Origin of the sequence: Daejeonella sp. (assembly GCF_046590655.1) — a bacterium.
Lineage (GTDB): Bacteria > Bacteroidota > Bacteroidia > Sphingobacteriales > Sphingobacteriaceae > Daejeonella.
Genome location: NZ_JBKJUM010000117.1, coordinates 24,021 through 46,074 on the forward strand (window position 1 = coordinate 24,021; position 22,054 = coordinate 46,074).

General features: G+C 40.4%; 17 protein-coding genes. 8 read left to right on the plus strand and 9 right to left on the minus strand.

Annotated features, from left to right (window positions below):
- Positions 1–2 precede the first annotated feature (2 nt).
- The 9 genes from ACLL8Z_RS11385 to ACLL8Z_RS11425 form a co-directional block, all read right to left on the minus strand.
- Positions 3–2,174: a c-type cytochrome domain-containing protein gene (locus ACLL8Z_RS11385; protein ID WP_411274909.1), complete on the minus strand. Its 2,172-nt coding sequence runs from the start codon at positions 2,172–2,174 to the stop codon at positions 3–5.
- The gene (locus ACLL8Z_RS11390; RefSeq protein WP_411274910.1) at positions 2,174–3,628 is read right to left on the minus strand and encodes a DUF1501 domain-containing protein; all 1,455 of its coding nucleotides are present in this window, start codon (positions 3,626–3,628) and stop codon (positions 2,174–2,176) included. The genes ACLL8Z_RS11385 and ACLL8Z_RS11390 overlap by 1 nt, the downstream gene beginning before the upstream one ends.
- Before the next feature lie 5 nt (positions 3,629–3,633).
- Positions 3,634–5,922 (minus strand): PSD1 and planctomycete cytochrome C domain-containing protein, encoded by a 2,289-nt coding sequence (locus ACLL8Z_RS11395; protein ID WP_411274911.1) that lies wholly within the window; start codon positions 5,920–5,922, stop codon positions 3,634–3,636.
- 124 nt (positions 5,923–6,046) lie between these two features.
- Complete coding sequence (locus ACLL8Z_RS11400; RefSeq protein ID WP_411274912.1) at positions 6,047–7,600, minus strand: RagB/SusD family nutrient uptake outer membrane protein; 1,554 nt, start codon at positions 7,598–7,600, stop codon at positions 6,047–6,049.
- A 24-nt stretch (positions 7,601–7,624) separates the two neighbouring features.
- A complete protein-coding gene (locus tag ACLL8Z_RS11405; protein WP_411274913.1) occupies positions 7,625–10,873 on the minus strand; it encodes a SusC/RagA family TonB-linked outer membrane protein in 3,249 nt (1,082 codons plus the stop codon).
- Between the two features lie 301 nt (positions 10,874–11,174).
- On the minus strand, positions 11,175–12,065 hold the full coding sequence (locus ACLL8Z_RS11410) for an AraC family transcriptional regulator (RefSeq protein ID WP_411274914.1): 891 nt from the start codon (positions 12,063–12,065) through the stop codon (positions 11,175–11,177).
- Between the two features lie 266 nt (positions 12,066–12,331).
- Positions 12,332–13,705 carry a Gfo/Idh/MocA family oxidoreductase gene (locus tag ACLL8Z_RS11415; RefSeq protein WP_411274915.1) on the minus strand — a complete coding sequence of 458 codons (1,374 nt, stop codon included), beginning with the start codon at positions 13,703–13,705 and terminating at the stop codon, positions 12,332–12,334.
- Positions 13,706–14,078: 373 nt separating this feature from the next.
- On the minus strand, positions 14,079–14,408 hold the full coding sequence (locus ACLL8Z_RS11420; protein ID WP_411274916.1) for a DUF3276 family protein: 330 nt from the start codon (positions 14,406–14,408) through the stop codon (positions 14,079–14,081).
- 133 nt (positions 14,409–14,541) lie between these two features.
- Positions 14,542–16,326 carry an ABC transporter ATP-binding protein gene (locus tag ACLL8Z_RS11425; protein ID WP_411274917.1) on the minus strand — a complete coding sequence of 595 codons (1,785 nt, stop codon included), beginning with the start codon at positions 16,324–16,326 and terminating at the stop codon, positions 14,542–14,544.
- A 179-nt stretch (positions 16,327–16,505) separates the two neighbouring features.
- On the opposite strand from ACLL8Z_RS11425, the gene ACLL8Z_RS11430 reads away from it, so the two are divergent.
- The 8 genes from ACLL8Z_RS11430 (at position 16,506) to ACLL8Z_RS11465 (ending at position 22,053) form a co-directional block, all read left to right on the plus strand.
- The gene (locus ACLL8Z_RS11430) at positions 16,506–17,594 is read left to right on the plus strand and encodes a Glu/Leu/Phe/Val family dehydrogenase (protein WP_411274918.1); all 1,089 of its coding nucleotides are present in this window, start codon (positions 16,506–16,508) and stop codon (positions 17,592–17,594) included.
- A 31-nt stretch (positions 17,595–17,625) separates the two neighbouring features.
- Complete coding sequence (nusB, locus tag ACLL8Z_RS11435; RefSeq protein ID WP_411274919.1) at positions 17,626–18,573, plus strand: transcription antitermination factor NusB; 948 nt, start codon at positions 17,626–17,628, stop codon at positions 18,571–18,573.
- 6 nt (positions 18,574–18,579) lie between these two features.
- Positions 18,580–19,038, plus strand: coding sequence for a DUF1573 domain-containing protein (locus ACLL8Z_RS11440; protein ID WP_411274920.1), 459 nt, complete (start codon positions 18,580–18,582; stop codon positions 19,036–19,038).
- Between the two features lie 12 nt (positions 19,039–19,050).
- A complete protein-coding gene (gene yajC / locus ACLL8Z_RS11445; protein WP_411274921.1) occupies positions 19,051–19,335 on the plus strand; it encodes a preprotein translocase subunit YajC in 285 nt (94 codons plus the stop codon).
- A gap of 81 nt (positions 19,336–19,416) precedes the next feature.
- Positions 19,417–20,364, plus strand: coding sequence for a YbbR-like domain-containing protein (locus ACLL8Z_RS11450; protein ID WP_411274922.1), 948 nt, complete (start codon positions 19,417–19,419; stop codon positions 20,362–20,364).
- Entirely contained in the window at positions 20,365–20,964 is a 600-nt protein-coding gene (gene coaE / locus ACLL8Z_RS11455) for a dephospho-CoA kinase (RefSeq protein WP_411274923.1), read from the plus strand.
- Positions 20,954–21,901 carry an exonuclease gene (locus tag ACLL8Z_RS11460; RefSeq protein ID WP_411274924.1) on the plus strand — a complete coding sequence of 316 codons (948 nt, stop codon included), beginning with the start codon at positions 20,954–20,956 and terminating at the stop codon, positions 21,899–21,901. Before coaE ends, ACLL8Z_RS11460 begins: the two co-directional genes overlap by 11 nt.
- Positions 21,895–22,053, plus strand: a complete 159-nt coding sequence (locus ACLL8Z_RS11465) for a DUF5522 domain-containing protein (protein ID WP_411274925.1) — start codon at positions 21,895–21,897, stop codon at positions 22,051–22,053. Before ACLL8Z_RS11460 ends, ACLL8Z_RS11465 begins: the two co-directional genes overlap by 7 nt.
- Position 22,054: the final 1 nt, after the last annotated feature.

A 22,054-nucleotide genomic window follows, 5' to 3' on the forward strand; every position in this document is an offset into this window, starting at 1 on the left:
TTTCAATTAATAAGGATCTCATCTACCAGTAGTAGCGCAGGTTTGCCTTTGTTCTTATGCCAGATGGGGAGCTTCTTTAATGGTTTAGCGACAATCTTTAGATACGAGATCTTTTGGGTCTTAAATTTGCATTCAGCTAATTGTATGAATGGCTTGCCATCTTTTTTAGGATGTATCGGTTTCAATGTGTTAATTAAACGCATCTGACCTTTGGTAGCTCCGCCCCAAATTTCAATGGAAGCTGGAGGGAATATAATTGTTTCAGGCTCGATTAGCGTGTTCAATGCAACAGAACTTACAGTTACAGGCTTCTTGAATTCTAACAACACCTCCATATCGTTTTTTACAAAACCAGCCCAGTTAGTAGCAGATGCAGGGCTATTGGCATTAAAAGTACCCATCTCTCCGTCAAAAAATGTTTTATTGCCATTTGCCAGATGTCTGCTATTAAACGGTGTAAGTAAAATAACACTATCTGGCTTGTAGGTATTTTTGTATAGTTTGAACACCGCTTCATCACTGCCAAGCCAGCCCGCTTTATAAGCTTTGGCTTTAACAACAGTGAATTTTTTTAATACGGGTTTATTTTTGAAAATAGGAGAATTTAAACTATCTGGCTCGGTGTCGTCTGTGGTATATCGTATTTTAACACCATTTATCGGATGTCCTAAATGCAGCGGAATCGATTCATTGAAAACGCTGGAACTATTTTTTAACTGTGGGGGATTCAGTTTAATTGGATTGCGTCCATCGTCTTTGAATCCGGCAACGATCTGAACGTGTTTGTTCGCGGTTTGCAGCTTTTGAATCTCCTCTACAGATAAATCGGTGTTCCAAACAACTAATGTTTTCAGGCTTTTAAATGCAGAAATTTGTGGCTGCAGATCCTTGTAATTTATTTTTGTTCCTGAAAGAGACAGATTCTTTAAGTGTTTTAAGGATGTTAGTTCTTCCAAGCCTTTTCCGGTAATATCTGTAAAGTTCAAATTCAATTTACGGAGATTCTCAAAGCGAGTGATATATTTTAAATCTTCATTCTTTACAGGTATTTTGTTTAGTTCAAGGGATATAATTTGGGTTTTTACTGCATTTAATTCTTTCAGGGTCTGCGAATCGTAAGTGCTTCTGTTATAAATACTAACAGCTAATGCTGGAGATTCTTTCGAGATTGGGTAAACTCCCCGATAACTATTGTTCAATTCTTTTATCGTCTCTTCGTCAGCTGAAGCAAAATCAAATTCGTCGTCCGTACTTTCAGCAGGTTTTAACACTGCCATGGCAAGTATTCTCAATGAATCTTTAAGGGGCAATTCAATAACCTTTTTCTTAAAATCAGCATTTGCTTTAATCCAATGATATAACAAAGCAATTTCCTCTTCAGAGAGTTGAATTTTATCTTTCGGAGGCATCCGTTTCTTGTTGTCCAAGGGTAGGTGGATGCGTTGTAATAGAAGGCTGAGTTCTGGCTTGCCGGCCACGAATAATTTACCTGTTTTCCCACCTTTTAAAATGGATTTAGCATCCGCCAGAATCAAATTTCCTTTCAATTTGTCGGGATTGTGACAGCCTATGCATTTTTTAATAAAAATAGGTTTGACTACGTGTTCAAATACAATAGCCTCGTCAATAGGCACCTTCTCCTCCATAAGCATTAAGGGCTCTAAAACAAAATTCTCTCCATGTGTTAAGGTAGCTCCAAAGTGGCCTGCAATAATGAGACAAAAGAAAGTAATAATGGCTCCAAATCTGGCAAGAGGAGCCCTGTACCATGATGAATTTCGGAACCAGTAAATGAGGGAAGGAATAAACACGATACTTATACCAGCCCACTTATGCCATTGTAAAGTTTCACCTGTATAAGTGCCTTCTTTAGACAAAAACAACCCCATAATACCCGTTATAGCGGAGGAGATGGCGCCAACAAGTAACAGGTTGGAAGCAAATCTTTGGTATAAATCCTGGGCGTTATATTCGGTTTTGAAACGAAAAAATTCTAAAAGCATAGCCAGCATCAGAATTGCAATCGGGAAGTGAAGAATCATGGGATGCATTCTTCCAATAGGCTGTAACCAGTATGGTACAACCAGTTTATCCTCAAATATCAATAAAAAGATAATGAAGATATTTAAAGCAAACAATAAATTTCCTGCAAAACCATTTAGGTTTGTTTTCATTACACTAAAATATCTTTGATTACATTTCCGGAAACATCCGTTAACCTATATCGGCGTCCTAAATGCTTAAAAATCAGCTTCTCATGATCCAGGCCTAACTGATGCAAAACAGTGGCTTGAAAATCATGTACATGCACAGGATCTTTAACGATGTTATATCCAAAATCATCTGTTTCTCCATATACAATACCGGGTTTAATACCACCGCCTGCCATCCAGATACTAAAACAGCGTGGATGATGATCGCGTCCATACTTATCCATGGTCAATTTTCCCTGGCTGTAATTTGTGCGACCAAATTCACCACCCCATATCACCAGTGTTTCATCTAACAGGCCTCTTTGCTTCAGATCAGTAACTAAAGCTGCAGAAGCCTGATCTACATCTTTGGCCTGTTTGGTTATTTCAAAGGGGAGATTTCCATGCTGATCCCATCCCTGATGGTACAATTGAACAAAGCGGACACCACTTTCGGAAAGTTTACGCGCCAACAATGCATTTGCCGCAAACGTGCCCGGCACGAGGCAATCCGGGCCGTATAATTTAATAATATCATCTGGTTCCTTTGACAAATCCATTATTTCAGGAACAGCTGCCTGCATACGGTAAGCCATTTCATATTGTTGGATTTTCGTGTTTATCTCCGGATCACCGAATTCTTCATAAGACATCTGATTAAGCTCAGACAAATTATCGAGAATTTTCCTGCGTTCATTTCTATTCATCCCATTAGGGTCTTTTAAATAGAGTACCGGGTTTTCACCGCTACTAAACTGAACACCCTGGTGGATCGAATCCAGGAAACCATTGGACCATAATTTGGAATAAACTCCCTGACCGTTGCCAATACCTCTTGAAAGCAAAACGGTAAATGCCGGCAGATTTTTGTTTTCGTTTCCCAGGCCGTAACTCAACCATGCACCCATGCTGGGCCTGTTACCTTGCTGCGACCCGGTTTGAAAAAAAGTTAGGGCAGGATCATGGTTAATAGCCTCTGTGTGCATAGACCTGATAATGCAGATATCGTCTACAACTTTTGCGGTGTAAGGAAATAGGTCGCTAATCCAGGCCCGGGAATCTCCATATTGTTTAAAATCAACGAAAGAACCGATCAGGGGAAAAGATGCCTGGTTGGCAGTCATCCCCGTTAATCGTTGACCCGCTCTAATAGATTCGGGAAGTTCCTGCCCCATCATCTCCCGTAGTTTGGGTTTGTAATCAAATAATTCTAATTGAGATGGCGCCCCGTTCTGGAATAAATAAATAACCCGCTTAGCTTTAGGTGCAAAATGTGGAATGCCGGCAACAAAATCATCTTCATCGGTTCCGTTTCCACTTAGAAGATCGGGCATCAACAGAGAACCTAAAGCAATGCTACCAAGTCCTAAACTCATTCTGGACAAAAAGCGCCGCCTATTAAAATTTAGGCCGTGTTCTAAAATGTCTTTTTCCATATAATTCAGGATTTAGTAATGGTCTCTTCCAGGTTATAAAGTGTAGATATTACCTGCATCATGGCTGCGAGTATTTTTTTATTTTTGATTTCTGCTTGAGGGTACTCGCCAACGTCTAATAATTTTTCTGCATCCTCCGTTTTTAGCGTTTTCAGTCCTTCAATATAATAATTTGTTAACAGCGTTATTTCTTTTTCATTAGGTTTTCTGCAAACAATTAGCCGGAATGCCTTAGTTATTTTATCTTTAGTCTGGCTATTTTCTTTTAGTAACTGTGCCGCTAATACGCGTGAAGCTTCCAATACGACAGGATCATTCATCATTACCAATGCTTGTAATGGGGTATTGGTTTTCAATCTTTTTACCTCGCACTGATCGCGATTACTTGCATCAAAAATGCCCATGGTAGGGGGGGGGACTGTTCTTTTGATAAAGGTGTATAAGCCTCTGCGATACAAGCTTACGCCATGGTCCTGTCTATAAGTAGCCAGAATTCCGCGTCCTGAAGTTGCCCCTTCCCACAAACCCTGGGGCTGGTAGGGTTTAACGCTGGGGCCGCCAATTGTTTTATTGAGCAGGCCGCTGCTGAATAAAACAATATCTCTAATAAATTCGGCCTGAACACGATAGCGGGGTGCTCGCGCGAAGAAAATATTTTCGGGGTCTGCATTTAATTTTCCCGGGGTGACGACCGCTGATTGGCGGTAAGTAGCTGATGTCACTATTTGTTTCACAAGGCGTTTTATATTCCAGCCATTATTCATAAAATCAACGGCCAGCCAGTCCAGTAATTCGGGATGAGAAGGAAGCTCTCCCTGCATTCCAAAATCACCCGAAGTTTTTACAATGCCTTTTCCAAAAAACTCCTGCCACATTTGGTTAACAAACACCCTCGAAGTAAGTGGGTTTCGTTTATCAAATAGCCATTGAGTTAATCCCAGTCTGTTCTTAGGATATTTGTTGCTGAATGGTAATATAGCCTTAGGGGTACCTGCTTGTACTTCTTCTCCATGCGCATCATATGCCCCACGCTTAAGTATGTAAGTTTTTCGCAACGTATCAGCATCGCCCATTACCGATACAATGAGCCTGTTGGTGTCCTGTTTATTGATAAAGGTTAAAACCTTTTTTACATCTTCATCACTGATCTCTATTAAAGGTTTTTTTGCATAGGTTTCAGGTCCTCCAATTGTAGATTCTAGTCCTACCTCTTTTATGTTATTGAAAAAAGCAGAGAGCTGATAATATTCTTTTTGTGAGAACGGATCATATTTATGATCGTGGCAGGGCGCACATTCTATGGTAACCCCTATCAATGCTTTCCCGAACATATTGTTCCGATCTGTAACATACGCTACCCGGTATTCTTCATCAACCACACCTCCTTCTTCTGTAATTTTATGATTGCGGTTAAAGCCTGTAGCCAACAGTTTTTCTTTATTAGCATCAGGCATTAAATCGCCAGCCAGCTGCCAGGTAATAAAATCATCGTAATGCATATTCTTATTGAAAGCATGTATCACCCAATCCCGCCAGGGCCATTGAGTACGGTAACCATCGTCCTGATAGCCGTGAGAATCAGCATAGCGGGAAACATCCATCCAATGCACAGCCATCTTTTCACCATAGGCGGGGCTTTGCAGTAATTGATCTACTATTTTTTCATAAGCATTTGCACTTTTATCAGCTAGAAAACGATCCATCATCTCCAAACCTGGCGGTAAACCAGTAATGTCGAGGCTTGCGCGCTTGAGTAAACGTTCTTTGTCAGCCTCCTGATTAGGAGTCATCCCAATTTGCTCTTGTTTGTGCAAAATAAAATAATCAATCTCGTTTTTTGCCCACTGTTTATTCTTGACTTCAGGTATACCGGGCTTTTTAGGTGCCACAAAGGCCCAGTGTTTCTCATATTTAGCTCCTTGTTTTATCCATTTCTCTATTAAATTGATTTCATGAGCGCTCAATTTCAGATTAGATGAAGGCGGGGGCATCATTACACTTGTATCCCTGGAAGAAATCCGCAGAAAGACTTCAGATAAATGTGGTTTACCTGGAACAAGGGCATGGGCTTTTGGATTTTCCTTTAATGCTTTATAAGCATTTTCTGCGATGTCCAGCCTTAAGCCTGCCTCGCGCTTATTGGCATCAGGACCATGGCAGGCGTAACATTTATCAGAGAGTATGGGCCTGATATCAAAATTATAACTCACGGAGTCAGGAATAGCTCGCTGAGCCGTAGCATGAGAATCACTGTTATTGCAAGATTGTATGGTGTATAATATGCAAGCAATCATAAATATTAAATAATATAGCCTCTTACCCATAAAACATCATAATTAATATCTAAATATACTTTTTTTGTTAAAAAAATCCCCACCTGTAGAATATACAGATGGGGATATAAGAAACAAAATGAATTTAATATCCCGGGTTTTGTGGTTTTAAGTTCGGGTTATTATTCATTTCCTGAATGCCAAGAGGAAATAATAGATGTTTGGTTTGTAAAGCTTGATTTGTGCTTCTATTGATATGCCCGACAAAATTATCAAACCCTTTTGTTCCTTCATTGAAAACCTTTCGCAGACGAACCATATCAAACCAGGTGATGCCTTCATAACAGAGTTCATGCCAGCGCTCTTTCCATACGGCTTCTCTAAATGTAGATTGATTGTAGGTGCCAAAAGCAGGGGTGACGAGCTTAGCTCTATCTCTAATCCTTTTAAATGCATCGTAAGCTGCCATATTAGGGCCGCTCGCCTCGTTTTGAGCTTCTGCATACATCAACAGAACTTCAGCATATCGGATAAGGGGTACATTTAGGTTATTATTGCGCGTACCTGGCACACCGAAAGACCCAGCAGATGTCATATTAAAGTGTTTAAAAATATAAGGAGCACCTAACTGAAATGGAGCACCGCTTCCGTTGGTAAAATAACTGGTATAGAAATAGCCTTCCTGATTTTTTGCTCTTAGATCACCCGTTTCGTAGGAATTATAGAAAGCAGAGGTTGGAACCGTGCTTCCGGTACCACCTGGACCAGCAAATGTAACAGGCTTAAAGTTAGGAAGCATATTGCCCATAGGGTTACCAGCCACCAGAACATTGTACTGGAGCATAAAAATATGTTCTGTTCTATTCTTTAAATTTTCCCGATGAACGTCGAAATAAGTAGGAAAGAGGTTAATCATTCCTGGATTTGAGTTGGCATAAGTAATTACCTCTCCAGCTTTATCTGCTGCTAACTTATAATGACCTGCACCTTTATTCAAAGGCTGTCCGGCCATAGTGAGGTAAACCCGGGCTAATTGTGACTTTACAGCAGCTTGTGAAATCCGTCCGCTTACATCCATCCATGCAAAACCAGCAGCTTCAGCGGCTAGCAGGTCTTCTACAATTAACTTGTAAACTGCTTCCTGTGAACTGCGGGGAGGACTGAAATCTTCGGAGGTTACGGTTTGTGGCTTTGTGACGATCGGAACATCGCCCCATAGCCTGACTGCATAAAAATAAGCCCAGGCTCGAAGAAACCTGGCTTCGCCCAATATTCGTTTTTTCTGTGCGTCATTCATTGGGGTAATACTCGGAACTTTCTCAAGAACCAGGTTTGCCTGTGAAATGACCCTATACGCGCCGTTCCACCAATTGATCACGTGCACGGTATTTCCATCGTAGGTAAGAGAATAAAGGTTGTTGAGATCCGAATTTTGAGCAGTTTCAGTCGTTGAGGTACCTGTTGGAGCTTCAAGTAACTGCCAGTTAGATGAAAAAATTTCTGCACCACCGCCTACAAACCGGGTGTCGGCATAAACCGCAGCGATTGCAGCCTCTGCATGATCCGGGATCGTGTAAAAACTTTCAGGTGTCAGATTTGAAGGAGCCGCCTCATCAAGGAAGTTTGAACAGCCGGATCCAAGCAATAGCCCTCCACAGAGGAACATTTTGCTTATATTTTTTGATATATTAAAATTCATATAGATATCTTTTAAATTAATTAATTACAAACCAACCTGCAGACCCAACATAAAGGTTCGGGGTCTTGGATAGCCATGCCAGTTTTGTCCCTGCGAGAATACGTTATTTCCATCACCTCCGCGTATTCCTACGGTCTCTGGATCCCCATTAACCTCTTTGTTCACCATAAGAAAGAAATTTTGTGCTGACCCATAGATTCTAAGCCTGTTTAGTTTCAATCTTGAAGTGGTAGCTGCGGGGAAAGTATAGCCCATTAATAGGTTTCTGCCGCGAATGAATGAGCCGTCCTGAACCCAATGACTATCTACATTAGTTACATAACCAGCCCTGGTATCACGTATTTCAGCAATGGGAGTATTTTGATTCTGGGGCGTCCAGGCAGTTAAAACACTGGAGTAACTATTTGCCAATCCCTGACGATCCTGACTTGAATGAAGAGTCATGTCCAGTACATCATTACCATAAGAATATTGCAGTTCAGCAGTTAAATCCAGACTCTTATAGCGGAAGGTGTTTGTGAATGCTCCCCAAGCTTGAGGACTGCCATTTCCAATAATCATCCGATCAGCATCAGTTATAGCAAAATCGCCATTCACATCCAGGTATTTTATGTCACCCGGAAGCATGGTAATATTATTACGATAGCTGACAAATTTAGCTGCCTGAGCTCTTTCAGCTTCGCTCCATGTTCCCAAACGAACCAGCCCATAGAAGGAGCCAGCCGGTTCCCCTATACGAATGACATTAGTAGGATTGGTAAAATTTGGACCACCGACATTGAAAATATCAGATCGCGTAGCTAAAGAAAGCACCTTGTTGCGATTCAAAGAAATATTAAAATTAGTATTCCAGGAGAAATTTTCGCCTTCGAAGTTAACCGTATTCAGTGCAAGTTCTAATCCTCTATTTTCCATAGAACCCACGTTCTTTCTGATGGTGGCATAACCGCTCGTGCGTGGAACCGGCGCATCCAACAGCATATCTGTAGTTTTCCTGTAATACAGATCAGCCTCTAATGTGATCCTGCCTTTTAGCAAACCCAATTCGATACCAATGTCGCTTTGTGCGGTTTTCTCCCATCTCAGATCTGGGTTGGCTAGGCGGTTGATACCCGTACCTCCAATTAGTATATCATTGTAAACAGTGGAATAGTTTGAACTTAACAGAGATAAAGCAGAGTAAGCAGGTATTTCAGAGTTGCCGGTTATTCCAAAACTAGCCCGCAGCTTCAAGCTGGAAATCGTTTTGTTACCCTTTAAAAAGTCTTCTTCAGAAACCCGCCAAGCTAATGCGGCAGAAGGGAAGAAAGCAAATTTGTGATTTGCGCCGAATTTGGATGCACCATCTGTCCGGCCGGTAACCGTTGCTAAATATTTATCTTTTAAGCTGTAATTTATCCTCCCGAAGAAGGAGTTGAAGGAATCTCGTGAAGCACCCGACCCTACCCGCGGAAGCAGACTGCCTGCTCCTAAATTATTGAAACCAAAATAATCCGTCGCAAAGCCCTGTACACTGGCATTCATGTTAAAAAAGTTTGTTTCTTGCCATGAAACACCCAAAAGACCTGTGAAAGAATGAATCTCTGCAAACTTTTTATTGTAAGTAAGATAATTTTCTAAAGACCAGAATCTTTCCTTCCTGTTATTGGTGGAAGCTGTACCCTGCGCGCCTATCGCTAATGTTCTTGTCACGGACTGGTTGTTTTCCTGAGTCATAATATTGGCTCCTAAAACGGTACGCATTTCTAAACCTTTAGCCAAATTAATATTTGAATACATGCTTCCTAAAGCAGTTTGAGTATTCAATATAAATCTAGTACCCGATAGTCTATGCATCGAACTCATTGTACCTTCTGCTAAAGGATAATCAAGATTATTTGCAAAGGTTCCGTCAGCATATTTTACCGGCAGGAAAGGAAAGTCTTCAACAATCTGCCGCGCAACAGCGTCACCCTGGTCAACCAGATTTTCCGCTTGGCTGGTATAGCTTAGCGTACCGCCAATTTTTAACCATTTCTTTATTTGATCATCGATAGTAAATCTTCCTGAATAGCGGTTTTGATACGAAGTTTTAATTAATCCCTGATCATCCCGGTAGCCCAGCGAAAGTGAATAAGTATTACGCTCATTACCACCGCTAAAACCTAATTGATGGTTTTGAGACAGCTTATTCTGGGTGACTTCTTCGAACCAATTGGTATCGAATAAAGGGTTGCCTGCACTATCAAAAACCCGTGGGTCAGTTCTACGGAGTCTAGGATTTAGGTTAGCAAATCTGCCCGCAGCCCACCCGATCGGATCATATTTTTCCATATTTCTCCATGCGAGATCCTCCGTTGCTAAGTATTCTTTCGCATTTAGCACTTCGGGTCTATTCGGGCCAATTGTTGGAACACTAAAATCGGTATCGTATGTCACTTTACCCTCCCCGGAGTTCCCGCGTTTAGTAGTGATGAGGATAACCCCATTGGCCCCTCTTGCTCCGTAAATTGCAGTCGATGATGCATCTTTCAATACTTCGACTGAAACGACATCATTTGGGTTAATATAATCTATAGCCTGGCTGGCTTGAACCTGATTACCCATAGGCAGCATCACACCGTCAATTACATACAACGGATTATTCGAGGAATTGATAGAACTGAAACCTCGTACCCTGACATTGGTACGCCCACCCGGGCGACCGGAGTTGGTATTAACCTGAACACCAGCAATTCTGCCGGATAAAGCCTGATTAAGAGATGAAGCAGGACGTTCTTTTAATTGTTCTTCTCTTACCGACCCCACCGCACCGGTCAGGTCAGATCGCCTTGATGTACCGTAACCAATAACAACTACTTCGCCTAAAGAAGTACTCGAGCTTATCAAAGGAATATTTATAGTTCCTCTATTGTTTACAGGTACCTCTAACGTTTCATACCCTATGTAATTAATAATTAAAGTTCCATTTTCGGGCGCATTTAATGTATAGTTGCCATTAACATCCGTAGAAACGCCGATATTAGTTCCTTTTATTTTTACAGAAACACCAATTAACGCTTCCCGTGTTTTTTGGTCGGTGATCTTTCCCTTAATCGGGATGTCTGCTTGAGGTTCCCGAACGATATTAATGATTGAGGTGCTTGCCAGCCGGTTGCCTTGATTTTTCAGATTTGCTAATACAGACAGAAATCCGGAACTCATAAACAGAGCCAGAGATAATAAGCTTATCCTCATTATTCTCCATTGTCCTGACAGATACCTGTTTTTAGGAATGGTAGTTTGTTTTTCCATAATTTGTTTTTGTGATTTGATTTATTGTATAGTCCATTAAGGGTAGTTCCTTTACAGGAATTTGTATGGTAAGTGTGGTATGTACACCGAAATGATCCGGAATCATTCTCTACTAAAATTAGGCAGAGTAGAGTGATGGAAATGTTCTGCACTTAGCAAAAAGTATCATATTCTTACCCCAATCAAAAAACAAATCGATTCATTATTTTGAGAATTCAAATCATCCTAACTAAATGGAATTAGCTAAGGTCTTTTTTCTTTTAATCGGACAAAAGTGAAAGACTATTGAATAGAAGAGAAATTATACGGAGCTATTACCGATACTACATTTGTACTGATAAGGGCTTTGCTTGGTATGATCTTTAAAAACCTTACAAAAATGCGAATTGGAATTAAAGCCACACATATATGCAATCTCGGAGATAGGCTTATCTATTTCGATCAAAAGCTTGCGTGCATGGGTCATCCGTGCATCGGCAAGGTATTGTGAAAACCTCATTTTCGTTCTGCTCTTAAAAAATCGGCAGAAAGATGGTAATGTCATACATGCAACCTCCGCAACTTTTTTTAATGAAATGGGTTTTTCGATATTTTCCTTAATATATTTAATCACTTCAATCAATCGGTCAGAATTCTGGCTGGCAGGGTTATTTAGTTCATCCGTATAAATAAAATTTCTGTCTTCAGAAATTGATATCATGTGCATGATTTGTAAAAATCCTATCGCTTTTTCGAAGCCGGACTTCGAGGATAGAGCGATAAGTTTTTCTGATATAGAGTTCCTTGTTTCGCCAAAAATATTAATTCCTTTGGCGGCTTGTTGTAACATCTCGTTCACCCCATCAAATTCTGTAACAAACGCCAGCATTGGTTCAAATATCTTCGGATTGATATACATAACAATCACTTTGGAACGCATGATCGAATCTTTTTTATAAAATGCGGGATCACTCAGCCAGATATGCGGAACATTTGGACCAATAAATACCATATCTCCAGATTCGTAATGACTTACGTTGTTTCCAATAATTCTTTTGCCATACCCTTCGACGATAAATACCAGTTCCAGCTCAGGGTGTGAATGAAAGCAAGGCCGGCCGTGAAGCGGGGAAAATAAATAGGCCTGATCTCGAAACTCTATATGCAGGCTGTTATTGGTAAACGGAGTTATTTCTGTTTGTAGAAGTCTCATAATTCCAGAAGCAATTTGTTGCGAGGATTCTTTACATGTCTTGCCCAACCGGATCTCATGTTTGTATACGGATGGCAAGCATACTCATTGCAATGTGTTAGCCGAATGCTCAGAATTCTTCATAAGATATTAACTGCAATATATGCAATTAATGATAATAATTAATGGAGCATAAACTGAATTTATGCTCCATCTTTTAGCAATGAATTGATGATTGGACACAACAATATTTCAGCTGATTTTGTGCAGCTAATTCGGAGAAAATCCTATATTCCTGTCACCCTCCAGCCTTTTCGATATTTCCGACGCAAATATTTTTCAGCCTGTGGGTAATTGGGGAACTTCATTCTGGCAGAATCCCATTTAAGCAACTTGCCGGGAACGCGAATAGCTACTGTTCCAAGTAATATAGCTTCTGTCATCGGTCCAGACTGAGCGAAATGAGATTCGGTCTTTTCACCGCCAAGGCAAGCGTCTACAAAGTGATGATAATGATTACGCTCATTTAGTTCCGGAAATTCATAGTCTTTGAATTTACTTTCGGGCAATAGTTTGGGCATTTTGCCATGCGGTATAAGTAAGGCACCTTCCGTGCCAATCAGCATCGAGGATTCGGCCGGATAATTTTCTATCGAGAATAACGCCCGCACTTCTTCCGGAGGATAGAACTCCCCATCGAACCATTCCACGGGAAGTACATCCGATTCGGTGTATTTATTTCCCGGGAACATCCAGGTGATATGGTTGCCTTGCGGCCAGGTGTCAGCCCGGCGTTCGGGAGAGTCTTGCCAGGATTTCTGAACCTCTGCGATTACAGAATGGGGAGGTTTCATATCCAGGCCTTTCCAAACGGCATCGAATATATGGCAGCCTATGTCGCCCGACCATCCTGTCCCAAAATCTTGCCAGGTACGCCATGTTGTTGGATGATAGATTTCAGGCACATAAGGCCGCATAGGTGCTGTACCAATCCAGTTCTCCCAGTGCAAATTAGATGGCGGTTCTTGTCCCTGAGCTGGACGTGGACCTTCGAGCCGGTATCGGGCAACGGCACCCGGGCGGTTGGAACATAGATATGCGTGTTTGATCTTGCCGATTACACCTTCTCTGAGCCACTGCACACCTATGCGATCACCAAAGCTTGATGCCACTTGTGTTCCAAGCTGGGTGATCACTCCGGCCCTGACCGCTTCATTCGTTAGAATGCGTACTTCGGCTACGTCATGGCACAAAGGTTTTTGGCAATAAACATGTTTGCCACCCCGAATAGCCTGAACTGCAATGGCAAAGTGATTATGGTCAGGTACGGTTACATTAACAGAGTCAATTCGGTCACCTTCCACTTTAAGAAGTTCACGCCAGTCAGTGTAAGTGCGGGCACCTGGAACGGCTTCAGAAGCCCTTTTTAAATTATTTTCGTCCACATCGCATAAAGCGACAATCTGCAAGTTTGGATGTTTTTTAAAATTCTGCAGATCACCCCATCCCATCCCGCCAACGCCGATGCAAGCATGATTAAGTTTGCCGACCGGTGTGGAGGCTTTCGCTGATGACCGGAGGATCAGTGGCCCCATAATGGCGGCGGTTGCAGCGGTGACCAAAAAATGCCTGCGCGATACTAAATGATTTTTGTTTTTCATCCTTACATTTAATTTTCTAAATCCACAACTGTGGGCAAACATTCGGACGACTTACATTGGCAATTCATGCCGGTATGCAAGATTAAGCTCCTCCTGGTTTAATTTTAATACAAAGAATAATTAATCAAAAGCCAAAGTAAAAATTAGAATTAACTTAAAATGTCGCGGGCTTAACTATATTTATCACCACATAACCTTTTAAAACATAGGCATTGTTTGTATGTGATGTCAAAAGGATACTTAAAGAAGAAGCGTATCTGAATCTTTAATTTGCTTGTTGCTCTAATATTTCGAAGGAGCAATCTGATCAAGTCGAACAAAAAAAAAGCCATCCAGTAAAACAGACAGCTTGTTAATATCTTGCATCCAGGTATTAGATTCCGATGGAGAAGTCGTCCTCTATTTTGGCGATTTCAGTATGATTTTCGGAATATTCATACTTTTTTTCGACAACTTCCTGATGAGTTTTTATGTAGTCGATGGTTTCCTTAAGGCCTTCGGCAAACTTTTCAAAATCCTCCTTATAAAGAAAAATTTTGTGTTTAATAAAAACGCCATCTTCTAAACGTTTTTTACTTTCTGTTACAGTAACATAATAGTCGTTTGAGCGTGTAGCTTTAACATCGAAAAAATACGTGCGTTTTCCCGCTCTTACCTTCTTTGAAAAAACCTCTTCTCTTTCTTTGTTGTCGAAATCTCCCATTTTCATAATTTTATGTTGAGGTAAATATAATAGATATTCGCAAAGTAACAAATTGATTTTTTTTTGCTGTTAACGGGACAGAGCTCTCTGTTATTTCAGTTATACATTCGAATCTGTTTCAATTTTATAGAACTTAGACCGTTTCTTCCTCGAGCAGTTGCTTTTCGTAGAGATCAAAATAAACCCCTTTGCGTGCCATTAAGGATTTGTGACTGCCGTGTTCGACGATTTCACCACTATCAATAACTAAAATCTTATCTGCATTTTTAATGGTTGATACACGATGTGCTATCAGTATACTTGTTTTGTCTTTCATTAGTCTCCCCAGGTTATTGAGGATTTGCTCCTCAGTCCTGGTGTCAACTGCCGACAAGCAATCGTCAAAGATTAGGATTTGAGGTTCTTTTATGATTGCCCGGGCAATTGAGAGTCTTTGCTTCTGGCCGCCAGAGAGTGTAATACCACGCTCTCCAATAAGAGTTTCAAATCCGTTCTCAAACTCTTTAATATTATCGTACACAGCAGCATTTCTTGCCGCCCGTTCGGTGCTTTCTGTTTCAGGATCGGAAATTCCAAAAGCTATATTATTTTTAACACTGTCGGAGAAGAGAAATACTTCCTGAGGAACAAATCCAACATGTTGCCGGAAGTTATTTAGATCGACCTTTTGAAGATCTTGTCCGTCAATTAAAATATGACCGCTGTCTGGATCATACATACGTAATAACAAGTTGGCGATAGTGGATTTACCAGATCCGGTGCGTCCGATTATGGCTAAGAACTCTCCAGGTTTTACTTCGAAAGATACATTTATCAAAGCTTTAATACCGGTGTCGGGATAGGTAAAACTCACATTCTTGAATTCTATGTACCCTGTTAATTCTGCCGGGCTGTTATTTCCTGAAATGATCTCTGGCTGCGTTTTCAAAAATTCATTAATTCTTTTTTGCGAAGCTGCAGCCCTCTGGATTAACGATGTTACCCAACCGAGAGACATAACAGGGAAAGTTAGCTGATTTACGTAGACTAAAAATTCTGCAATATTTCCTGCGCTAATAGTACCGTTAATTACCTCTTTCCCACCAACATAAACCGTAATAATAGTACTTAATCCAACCAAAAGTAGAATCATCGGAAAAAATAAAGCCTGTACCTGAACAAGAGCCATAGACTGCGTCTTGTAATTCTCGCTTTCTGCATCAAATTTTTCCTGCACATCACCTTCGCGGACATAGGCCTTGATCACTCTAATCCCTGAAAAGGTCTCTTGAACGAAGTTTGAAAGAGCCGAGAGCTGTTCCTGAATCTTCTCACTCCGGTTATTTATCATCGTATTTACATAGTAAATAGTAATTGCCAGAAGTGGTAGGGGAAGAAGAGAATACAGAGCAAGCCGGGCATTTACGCTGAACATAAAACCTACTATCATAATAAATAATACAATTGTGTTAATCGTATACATTATTGCAGGCCCTAAATACATGCGTACGCGACTTACGTCCTCGGTTACCCTGTTCATTAGGTCGCCGGTATTATTGCGACGATAAAATGCCATCGAGAGTTGCTGATAATGATCATAGATTTCGTTTTTTAAGTCGTATTCTATGTGTCTGGACATCAATATAATAGTCTGCCGCATAAAAAATAGAAAGATGCCCCGAAGAAGTGCAAGAATCAAAACAATAAGGCCAAATAGCATTAGGGTGTGGCCAAATATTTCGTTCACCACATCCTGGCGATCAAATCCATTGAAAAGTCTGTAAATTGCGATATTTTCATTGACCAGATCGAAAGCAATTTGAATTACCTGCGCTGGTAAAACGCCGAACATATTGGATATAATGACGAATAAAATACCAGGAATCAATCGCCACCGATATTTATAGAAAAATTTGTTGAGATATCCGAGTTCTTTCATCAGCTGCTTATGCTCCAAAAATAGCCAGAATTTGTGATTTTTAATTCAGACCGTTATCATTTTACCTGTCTTTAAGAAGGGTTTGTATTATTCTTGAACTTCAATGCATAAGACTTTCTGTTAAATCATCAGGATAGGGAATTTTTACTACTTTTGTGCGGTAAAGCAAGGCAATAAATATGGTATTATCTCAGTTTGATGAACATTCCGTTTTTAGTAAGCTCGAAAAATCAGGCCATCAGAAGGTGGTATATTGCAGTGATCCAGATACGGGACTCAAAGCAATTATTGCAATACATGATACAACACTAGGCCCAGCCTTGGGGGGTACCAGGATGTTTCCTTATAAAAATGAAACTGAAGCATTGAATGATGTTTTGCGTTTATCCCGGAGCATGACCTATAAGGCGGCAATAACAGGGTTAAACCTTGGGGGCGGGAAAGCGGTTATTATTGGGGACAGCCGCCTTCAGAAAAGCGAAGCTCTGATGAGAAGATTCGGGCGCTTTATCGAAAACCTGAACGGGTCTTTTATTACCGCAGAGGATGTTGGTACTAATCCTAAGGATATGGAATATATCCGAATGGAAACAAAATATGTTACAGGTATTCCTGAGTCGATCGGAGGAAGTGGGGACCCATCACCAGTGACTGCACGCGGGGTTTTTATGGGAATAAAAGCATCTGTTAAGGAGTTTTTTGGGAATGATAGCCTTGCGGGGAAGTCTATTGCTGTTCAGGGAATCGGGCATGTAGGCGAAATACTAGTGGGGCTACTTAGGAATGAAAATGCTAAGGTCTACATCAGTGATATTAATGAAGAGCGGCTGAGTCAGGTTTCTCAAAAATATGGAGCTGAAGCAATTTCAACCAACAGCCTATTTGATTTGGATATAGATATCTATTCGCCATGCGCGCTAGGAGCTACAGTAAATACCGAAACTATCAACCGTTTGAGATGTTCCATAATTGCCGGTTCTGCTAATAACCAGTTGGCTGATGAACAGGTGCATGGTAAGATGCTGCTGGATAAGGGTATATTATATGCACCAGATTATTTGATTAATGCTGGGGGACTAATAAACTGTTATTCGGAAATAGCGGGTTTTAATAAAAAGAAGACGCTGCAAATGGCTGAGAATATTTACGAAGCTACAAGAAGAGTCTTGAAAAAATCTAAAGAAGAAAATATCCCGACAAACGAAGCAGCTAACAGAATAGCTGAAAAACGGATCGAGGATATTAGAAAAATAAAAGCAGCCTGGTAGTTAGGTATATATCCATAAATCGTTCTTATACATGTTAAATAGAAGGCACCTGCGGGTCAAAACGCTACAGGTATTATATTCCTACCAGCAATCCGAATCGAAGGATGTTAAACCATTCGAGGGAGCTTTGCTGCAAAATGTAGACAGGGTGTATGAAATGTACGTTTGGTTGCTTTCCTTGCTGATTGAGGTTGCGGAATATAGTATTATCGATGTGGAAGAGCGGGCAAATAAACATTTGCCATCTGAGGATGACCTGAATGCCAGCGACTTGCTAAAGAGCAATTTATTTATATCTGCTTTGCAGCTGAACCAGGAATATATCGCGGCCGTAAAAAAGTATAAGATTTCCTGGGATTTTGATCCGGAGATCGCAAAATCAATTTTTGCTTCTTTAAAAACTTCTCCTGAATATAAAGAGTTTATCGATCTCCCGGAGCATACCATTAAATCCGACAAGGACATAATTAAGTTCATTTTCAAGAAACTTATTCTTAAATCACCTGGGATCGAACAGGTTTTTGAGGAAAAATTTATCAACTGGCCAGTAGATAAAGAAGTATTGCAGGCTTTGGTTGCTAAAACATTTAAAAATTTCTCGAGCGTTCAACCTACAGAAAACCACCTTGCACAAATATGTCCGAATTGGGATGAAGACCGCCCGTTTATTCTTGACTTGTTTAATAAGGTGATTGCTTTTGAAAACGAGTATCAGGAGATGATTTCACATAAGACAAAAAATTGGGAGGCCGAACGAATTGCTGTTATGGATACATTATTAATGAGAATGGCAATTGTAGAACTTGTTCATTTCTCGTCCGTTCCCGTAAAAGTAACAATGAATGAATATATTGAGATAGCAAAAGAATTTAGCACTCCTAAAAGTAATTCGTTTATAAACGGTATTTTAGATAAAATTTTAGCCGATCTTAAAGTAAAAGGAAAGGTCCGGAAAACTGGCAGAGGACTTATAGAATAAATCAACATGAAGAAAATCATCTTATCAATTGCATGTGCAGCTATATTAGCATCATGCGGCAATCAGGAACCAAAACAAACAAAATCAACATCAGTAGAAACTGTTTCAACAGCTTCTGAATCGGCGCCTGCAGATGCTGCGGCTTTTAAGTTCGAGAAAGAATCTTTCGATTTTGGTCAAATCACTGACGGCGAAAAAGTTTCTTACGACTTTAAATTTACCAATATAGGAAAGAGCCCGCTAATTATTACAAGTGCGACAGCCACCTGTGGATGTACAGTTCCCGATTATCCGAAGGAGCCAGTAGCGCCTGGAGCAGAAGCAGTTATTAAAGTGGTATTTGACAGTGCTGGTAAATTAGGAATGCAAAATAAAGTGGTGACTATCACTGCTAATACAGATCCTGAGATTACTCAGTTGAATATTCTTGGAAATGTAGTAAATGCCGTTAACGCAAGCAAATAAAAAAACTAAACAATGGATCAGATACAGAATTTTATACCAATGCTTCTTATCATAGTAGTGTTCTACTTTTTTATGATAAGACCACAAATGAAAAAAGCTAAAGATCACAAGAAATATGTTGAGGAATTGAAAAAGGGGGACAAGGTGATAACCACCTCTGGAATTCATGGAAAAATTGTAGATGTAAATGACACCACTTTCGTTGTGGATGTGGATAGCGGGACAAAAATTCGTTTTGAGAAATCATCAATTTCTTTGGAGGCTTCAAAGGCATTAAATACGTCGATTGTCAAATAGGCCCAATTGTATTAATCTGCTTAACGCCGCTTCAGTTGAGGCGGCGTTTTTATTTGACTAAATTTGCTGAAATGAATCGGTATGCCTCTTATAAAATTTAGCCAGACAGAACGGCGTCGGATTTCCATGTTTTTCATTTGCCTTGGAGTTGCAATTTCGGCATGGCTATTTTTTGCACTTTCTAACAGCTACGTTTACCAGGCTCGCACCCTGGTGCGATTTGTGAATTTTCCTCAGAATAAGGCTTTTCATTCCCTGCAGTCAGATACGGTCAAATTGCAGATCGAAGGAACCGGTTGGCAACTTCTATTTTCCAAATTACGTATTAGTCCGCAGTCTGTGGATATTGATCTTAAAGATCTGAACAAGCAAACTTTTGTTAATTTATCAGATCAGCTCGGATATATTAATCAGCAGTTTAGTTCCACGCAGAAGATCGTATATGTACAGCCTGACACCCTGTACTTCGATTTCTCATCCCGGGCCATAAAAAAAGTTCCTGTAGAACTGGTCGGCGATCTTCAATTTCAAAAGCAGTATGGAATATCAGATTCTGTGAAAATAAAGCCGGCATATGTAACTATAACCGGCCCGAAAAATGATCTCTCTAAAATCCGGGTATGGAAAACAGATAGCCTAAACGTTAACAATATAAATGCGAGTATCAGCACAAGACTCCCGTTCAAACGGCCGTCTATGGCGAATATCAATATTTACCCGTCTTACGCCGAAATAAGTGTCCCGGTTGAGGAGTTTACAGAAAAGACTATAGAGGTATCCATTAAAGTTGGAAATAACAGAAATTACAGGGATATAAATCTGCTTCCGGAAAAGGTGAAGATCACTTTCATGACCGCGTTGGGAAATTATTCAAAAATTGACCGCGATTATTTTGAAGCGACAGTTGATCTGGATAAATGGACAGAACGATCTTACAAGCAACTTCCTGTTATCCTTACCCGCTTTCCGGCTTTTTGTAAGCTTGTAAGAATTGAGCCTCAGGCCATTGACTTTATCATCCAGAAGTAAATGTTGAAAATAGGGATCACCGGCGGCATAGGCAGCGGAAAAACTACTGTTTGCAAAGTTTTTCAGGTATTAGGAATTCCCGTATTTTACGCCGACGATGCTGCTAAGTCTATTATGCATACGGACGATGCTCTAAAAGAGGAAATAATCGAGGTTTTTGGGAAAGATTCGTACCTGGGAAACGGCGAATTGAATCGTAAGCATATATCTGCAATTGTATTTAAAGACAGGGAACAACTTTCAAAGCTTAATGCTATTGTACATCCAGCAGTTTTCCGGGCTTTTGATATTTGGGTTAAAGCGCAGGAACTGGTCCCTTACGTTATAAAAGAGGCGGCGTTGTTGTTTGAGAGTGATGCATATAAAATATGCGACCATTCCATTCTGGTGAAATCGCCGGATGACATTAAAATCAAAAGGATAATGGAGCGGGATGATATTACTGCTGAAGAAGTTAGATTGCGTATGGAGAGGCAATTCTCAGATCAGAAAAAAGAAAAAATGGCAAATTATGTCATAATAAATGATGAGCACAAGCTGTTAATACCACAAGTACTTGCGCTTCATCACCATCTTACTAACCTTTCTTATGATAGTTGAGGATTTCCTGATTTTTAATGAAAATGGATTGTATTGTAAGATCGGAGATTTTTATCTGGATCCCTTAAAGCCTGTCTCAACTGCTATTATATCGCATGCACATGGAGACCATGCGGTAAAAGGCAATTCAAATGTGTTTTGTACGGCGCCAACTAAATCAATAATGATTCACCGCTATCAGAAGAACGCTGGTAAGGATTTCATTATTCATCCTTTTGGCGAATCCTTTATGCTTAGCGGTGTCAAGCTATCGTTTATACCTGCTGGTCACATAATTGGATCGGCTCAGGTCCTTATGGAATATAATGATATAAGATATCTCTATACGGGCGATTATAAACTTCAGGAAGACCCGACCTGCGAACCGATTGAATTTGTTGCTGCAGACGTGCTTATAACAGAAACAACATTTGCAGATCCATCGGTGCAACATCCCGATGCGGCAGAAGAAATCAGAAAACTAAACGCGTTTGATCATAATGTACTTTTAGGGTCCTATTCACTGGGCAAAGCTCAGCGTCTGACCAGCTTGATTAACAAACATTGTCCGAAGCGTCATGTATTAGTTCACCACTCTATTTTTCCTTTAAGTAAGATATATGAGTCATTTGGTTATAATCCGGGGGATTACGAGTTATATACCCGAAAGTCAATGAAGCAAGCAGGACAGAACCTGGTATACATAGTTCCTCCGCTCACTTTCGATAGCTATATACGGGCTAAAAATGTGGTAAGGGCATTCGCTTCAGGATGGAAAAGACTGCAGGTGAGCAATGGTTTGCAGCTTTTGATCTCAGATCATGTGGATTGGAATGACATACTTATTATGATGGGACGTGTTAGGCCTAAAGAAGTATGGACTCTCCATGGTAACGGCAAGTATTTGAGAGAACACTTCATAAACCAAATTCCGGTTAAATTGTTAAACGCATGTTAGTTGAGAACATTGATTATTATCTTGACCAACATGGGAATTTGGTTTTTACAGAGAAATATCATTTGAAAAGAGGATATTGCTGCAAAAATAAATGCAGACACTGCCCCTGGTTATATGGGCAGGAAAAAGGTACTGAGTCCAAGAAAAAATGAC

Bases quoted from the DNA above. Each gene is read 5' to 3' on its own strand.
- ACLL8Z_RS11385 (WP_411274909.1), bottom strand. From the start codon at position 2,174: ATGAAAACAAACCTAAATGGTTTTGCAGGAAATTTATTGTTTGCTTTA.
- ACLL8Z_RS11390 (WP_411274910.1), bottom strand. From the start codon at position 3,628: ATGGAAAAAGACATTTTAGAACACGGCCTAAATTTTAATAGGCGGCGC.
- ACLL8Z_RS11395 (WP_411274911.1), bottom strand. From the start codon at position 5,922: ATGATTGCTTGCATATTATACACCATACAATCTTGCAATAACAGTGAT.
- ACLL8Z_RS11400 (WP_411274912.1), bottom strand. From the start codon at position 7,600: ATGAATTTTAATATATCAAAAAATATAAGCAAAATGTTCCTCTGTGGA.
- ACLL8Z_RS11405 (WP_411274913.1), bottom strand. From the start codon at position 10,873: ATGGAAAAACAAACTACCATTCCTAAAAACAGGTATCTGTCAGGACAA.
- ACLL8Z_RS11410 (WP_411274914.1), bottom strand. From the start codon at position 12,065: ATGAGACTTCTACAAACAGAAATAACTCCGTTTACCAATAACAGCCTG.
- ACLL8Z_RS11415 (WP_411274915.1), bottom strand. From the start codon at position 13,705: ATGAAAAACAAAAATCATTTAGTATCGCGCAGGCATTTTTTGGTCACC.
- ACLL8Z_RS11420 (WP_411274916.1), bottom strand. From the start codon at position 14,408: ATGGGAGATTTCGACAACAAAGAAAGAGAAGAGGTTTTTTCAAAGAAG.
- ACLL8Z_RS11425 (WP_411274917.1), bottom strand. From the start codon at position 16,326: ATGAAAGAACTCGGATATCTCAACAAATTTTTCTATAAATATCGGTGG.
- ACLL8Z_RS11430 (WP_411274918.1), top strand. From the start codon at position 16,506: ATGGTATTATCTCAGTTTGATGAACATTCCGTTTTTAGTAAGCTCGAA.
- nusB (WP_411274919.1), top strand. From the start codon at position 17,626: ATGTTAAATAGAAGGCACCTGCGGGTCAAAACGCTACAGGTATTATAT.
- ACLL8Z_RS11440 (WP_411274920.1), top strand. From the start codon at position 18,580: ATGAAGAAAATCATCTTATCAATTGCATGTGCAGCTATATTAGCATCA.
- yajC (WP_411274921.1), top strand. From the start codon at position 19,051: ATGGATCAGATACAGAATTTTATACCAATGCTTCTTATCATAGTAGTG.
- ACLL8Z_RS11450 (WP_411274922.1), top strand. From the start codon at position 19,417: ATGCCTCTTATAAAATTTAGCCAGACAGAACGGCGTCGGATTTCCATG.
- coaE (WP_411274923.1), top strand. From the start codon at position 20,365: ATGTTGAAAATAGGGATCACCGGCGGCATAGGCAGCGGAAAAACTACT.
- ACLL8Z_RS11460 (WP_411274924.1), top strand. From the start codon at position 20,954: ATGATAGTTGAGGATTTCCTGATTTTTAATGAAAATGGATTGTATTGT.
- ACLL8Z_RS11465 (WP_411274925.1), top strand. From the start codon at position 21,895: ATGTTAGTTGAGAACATTGATTATTATCTTGACCAACATGGGAATTTG.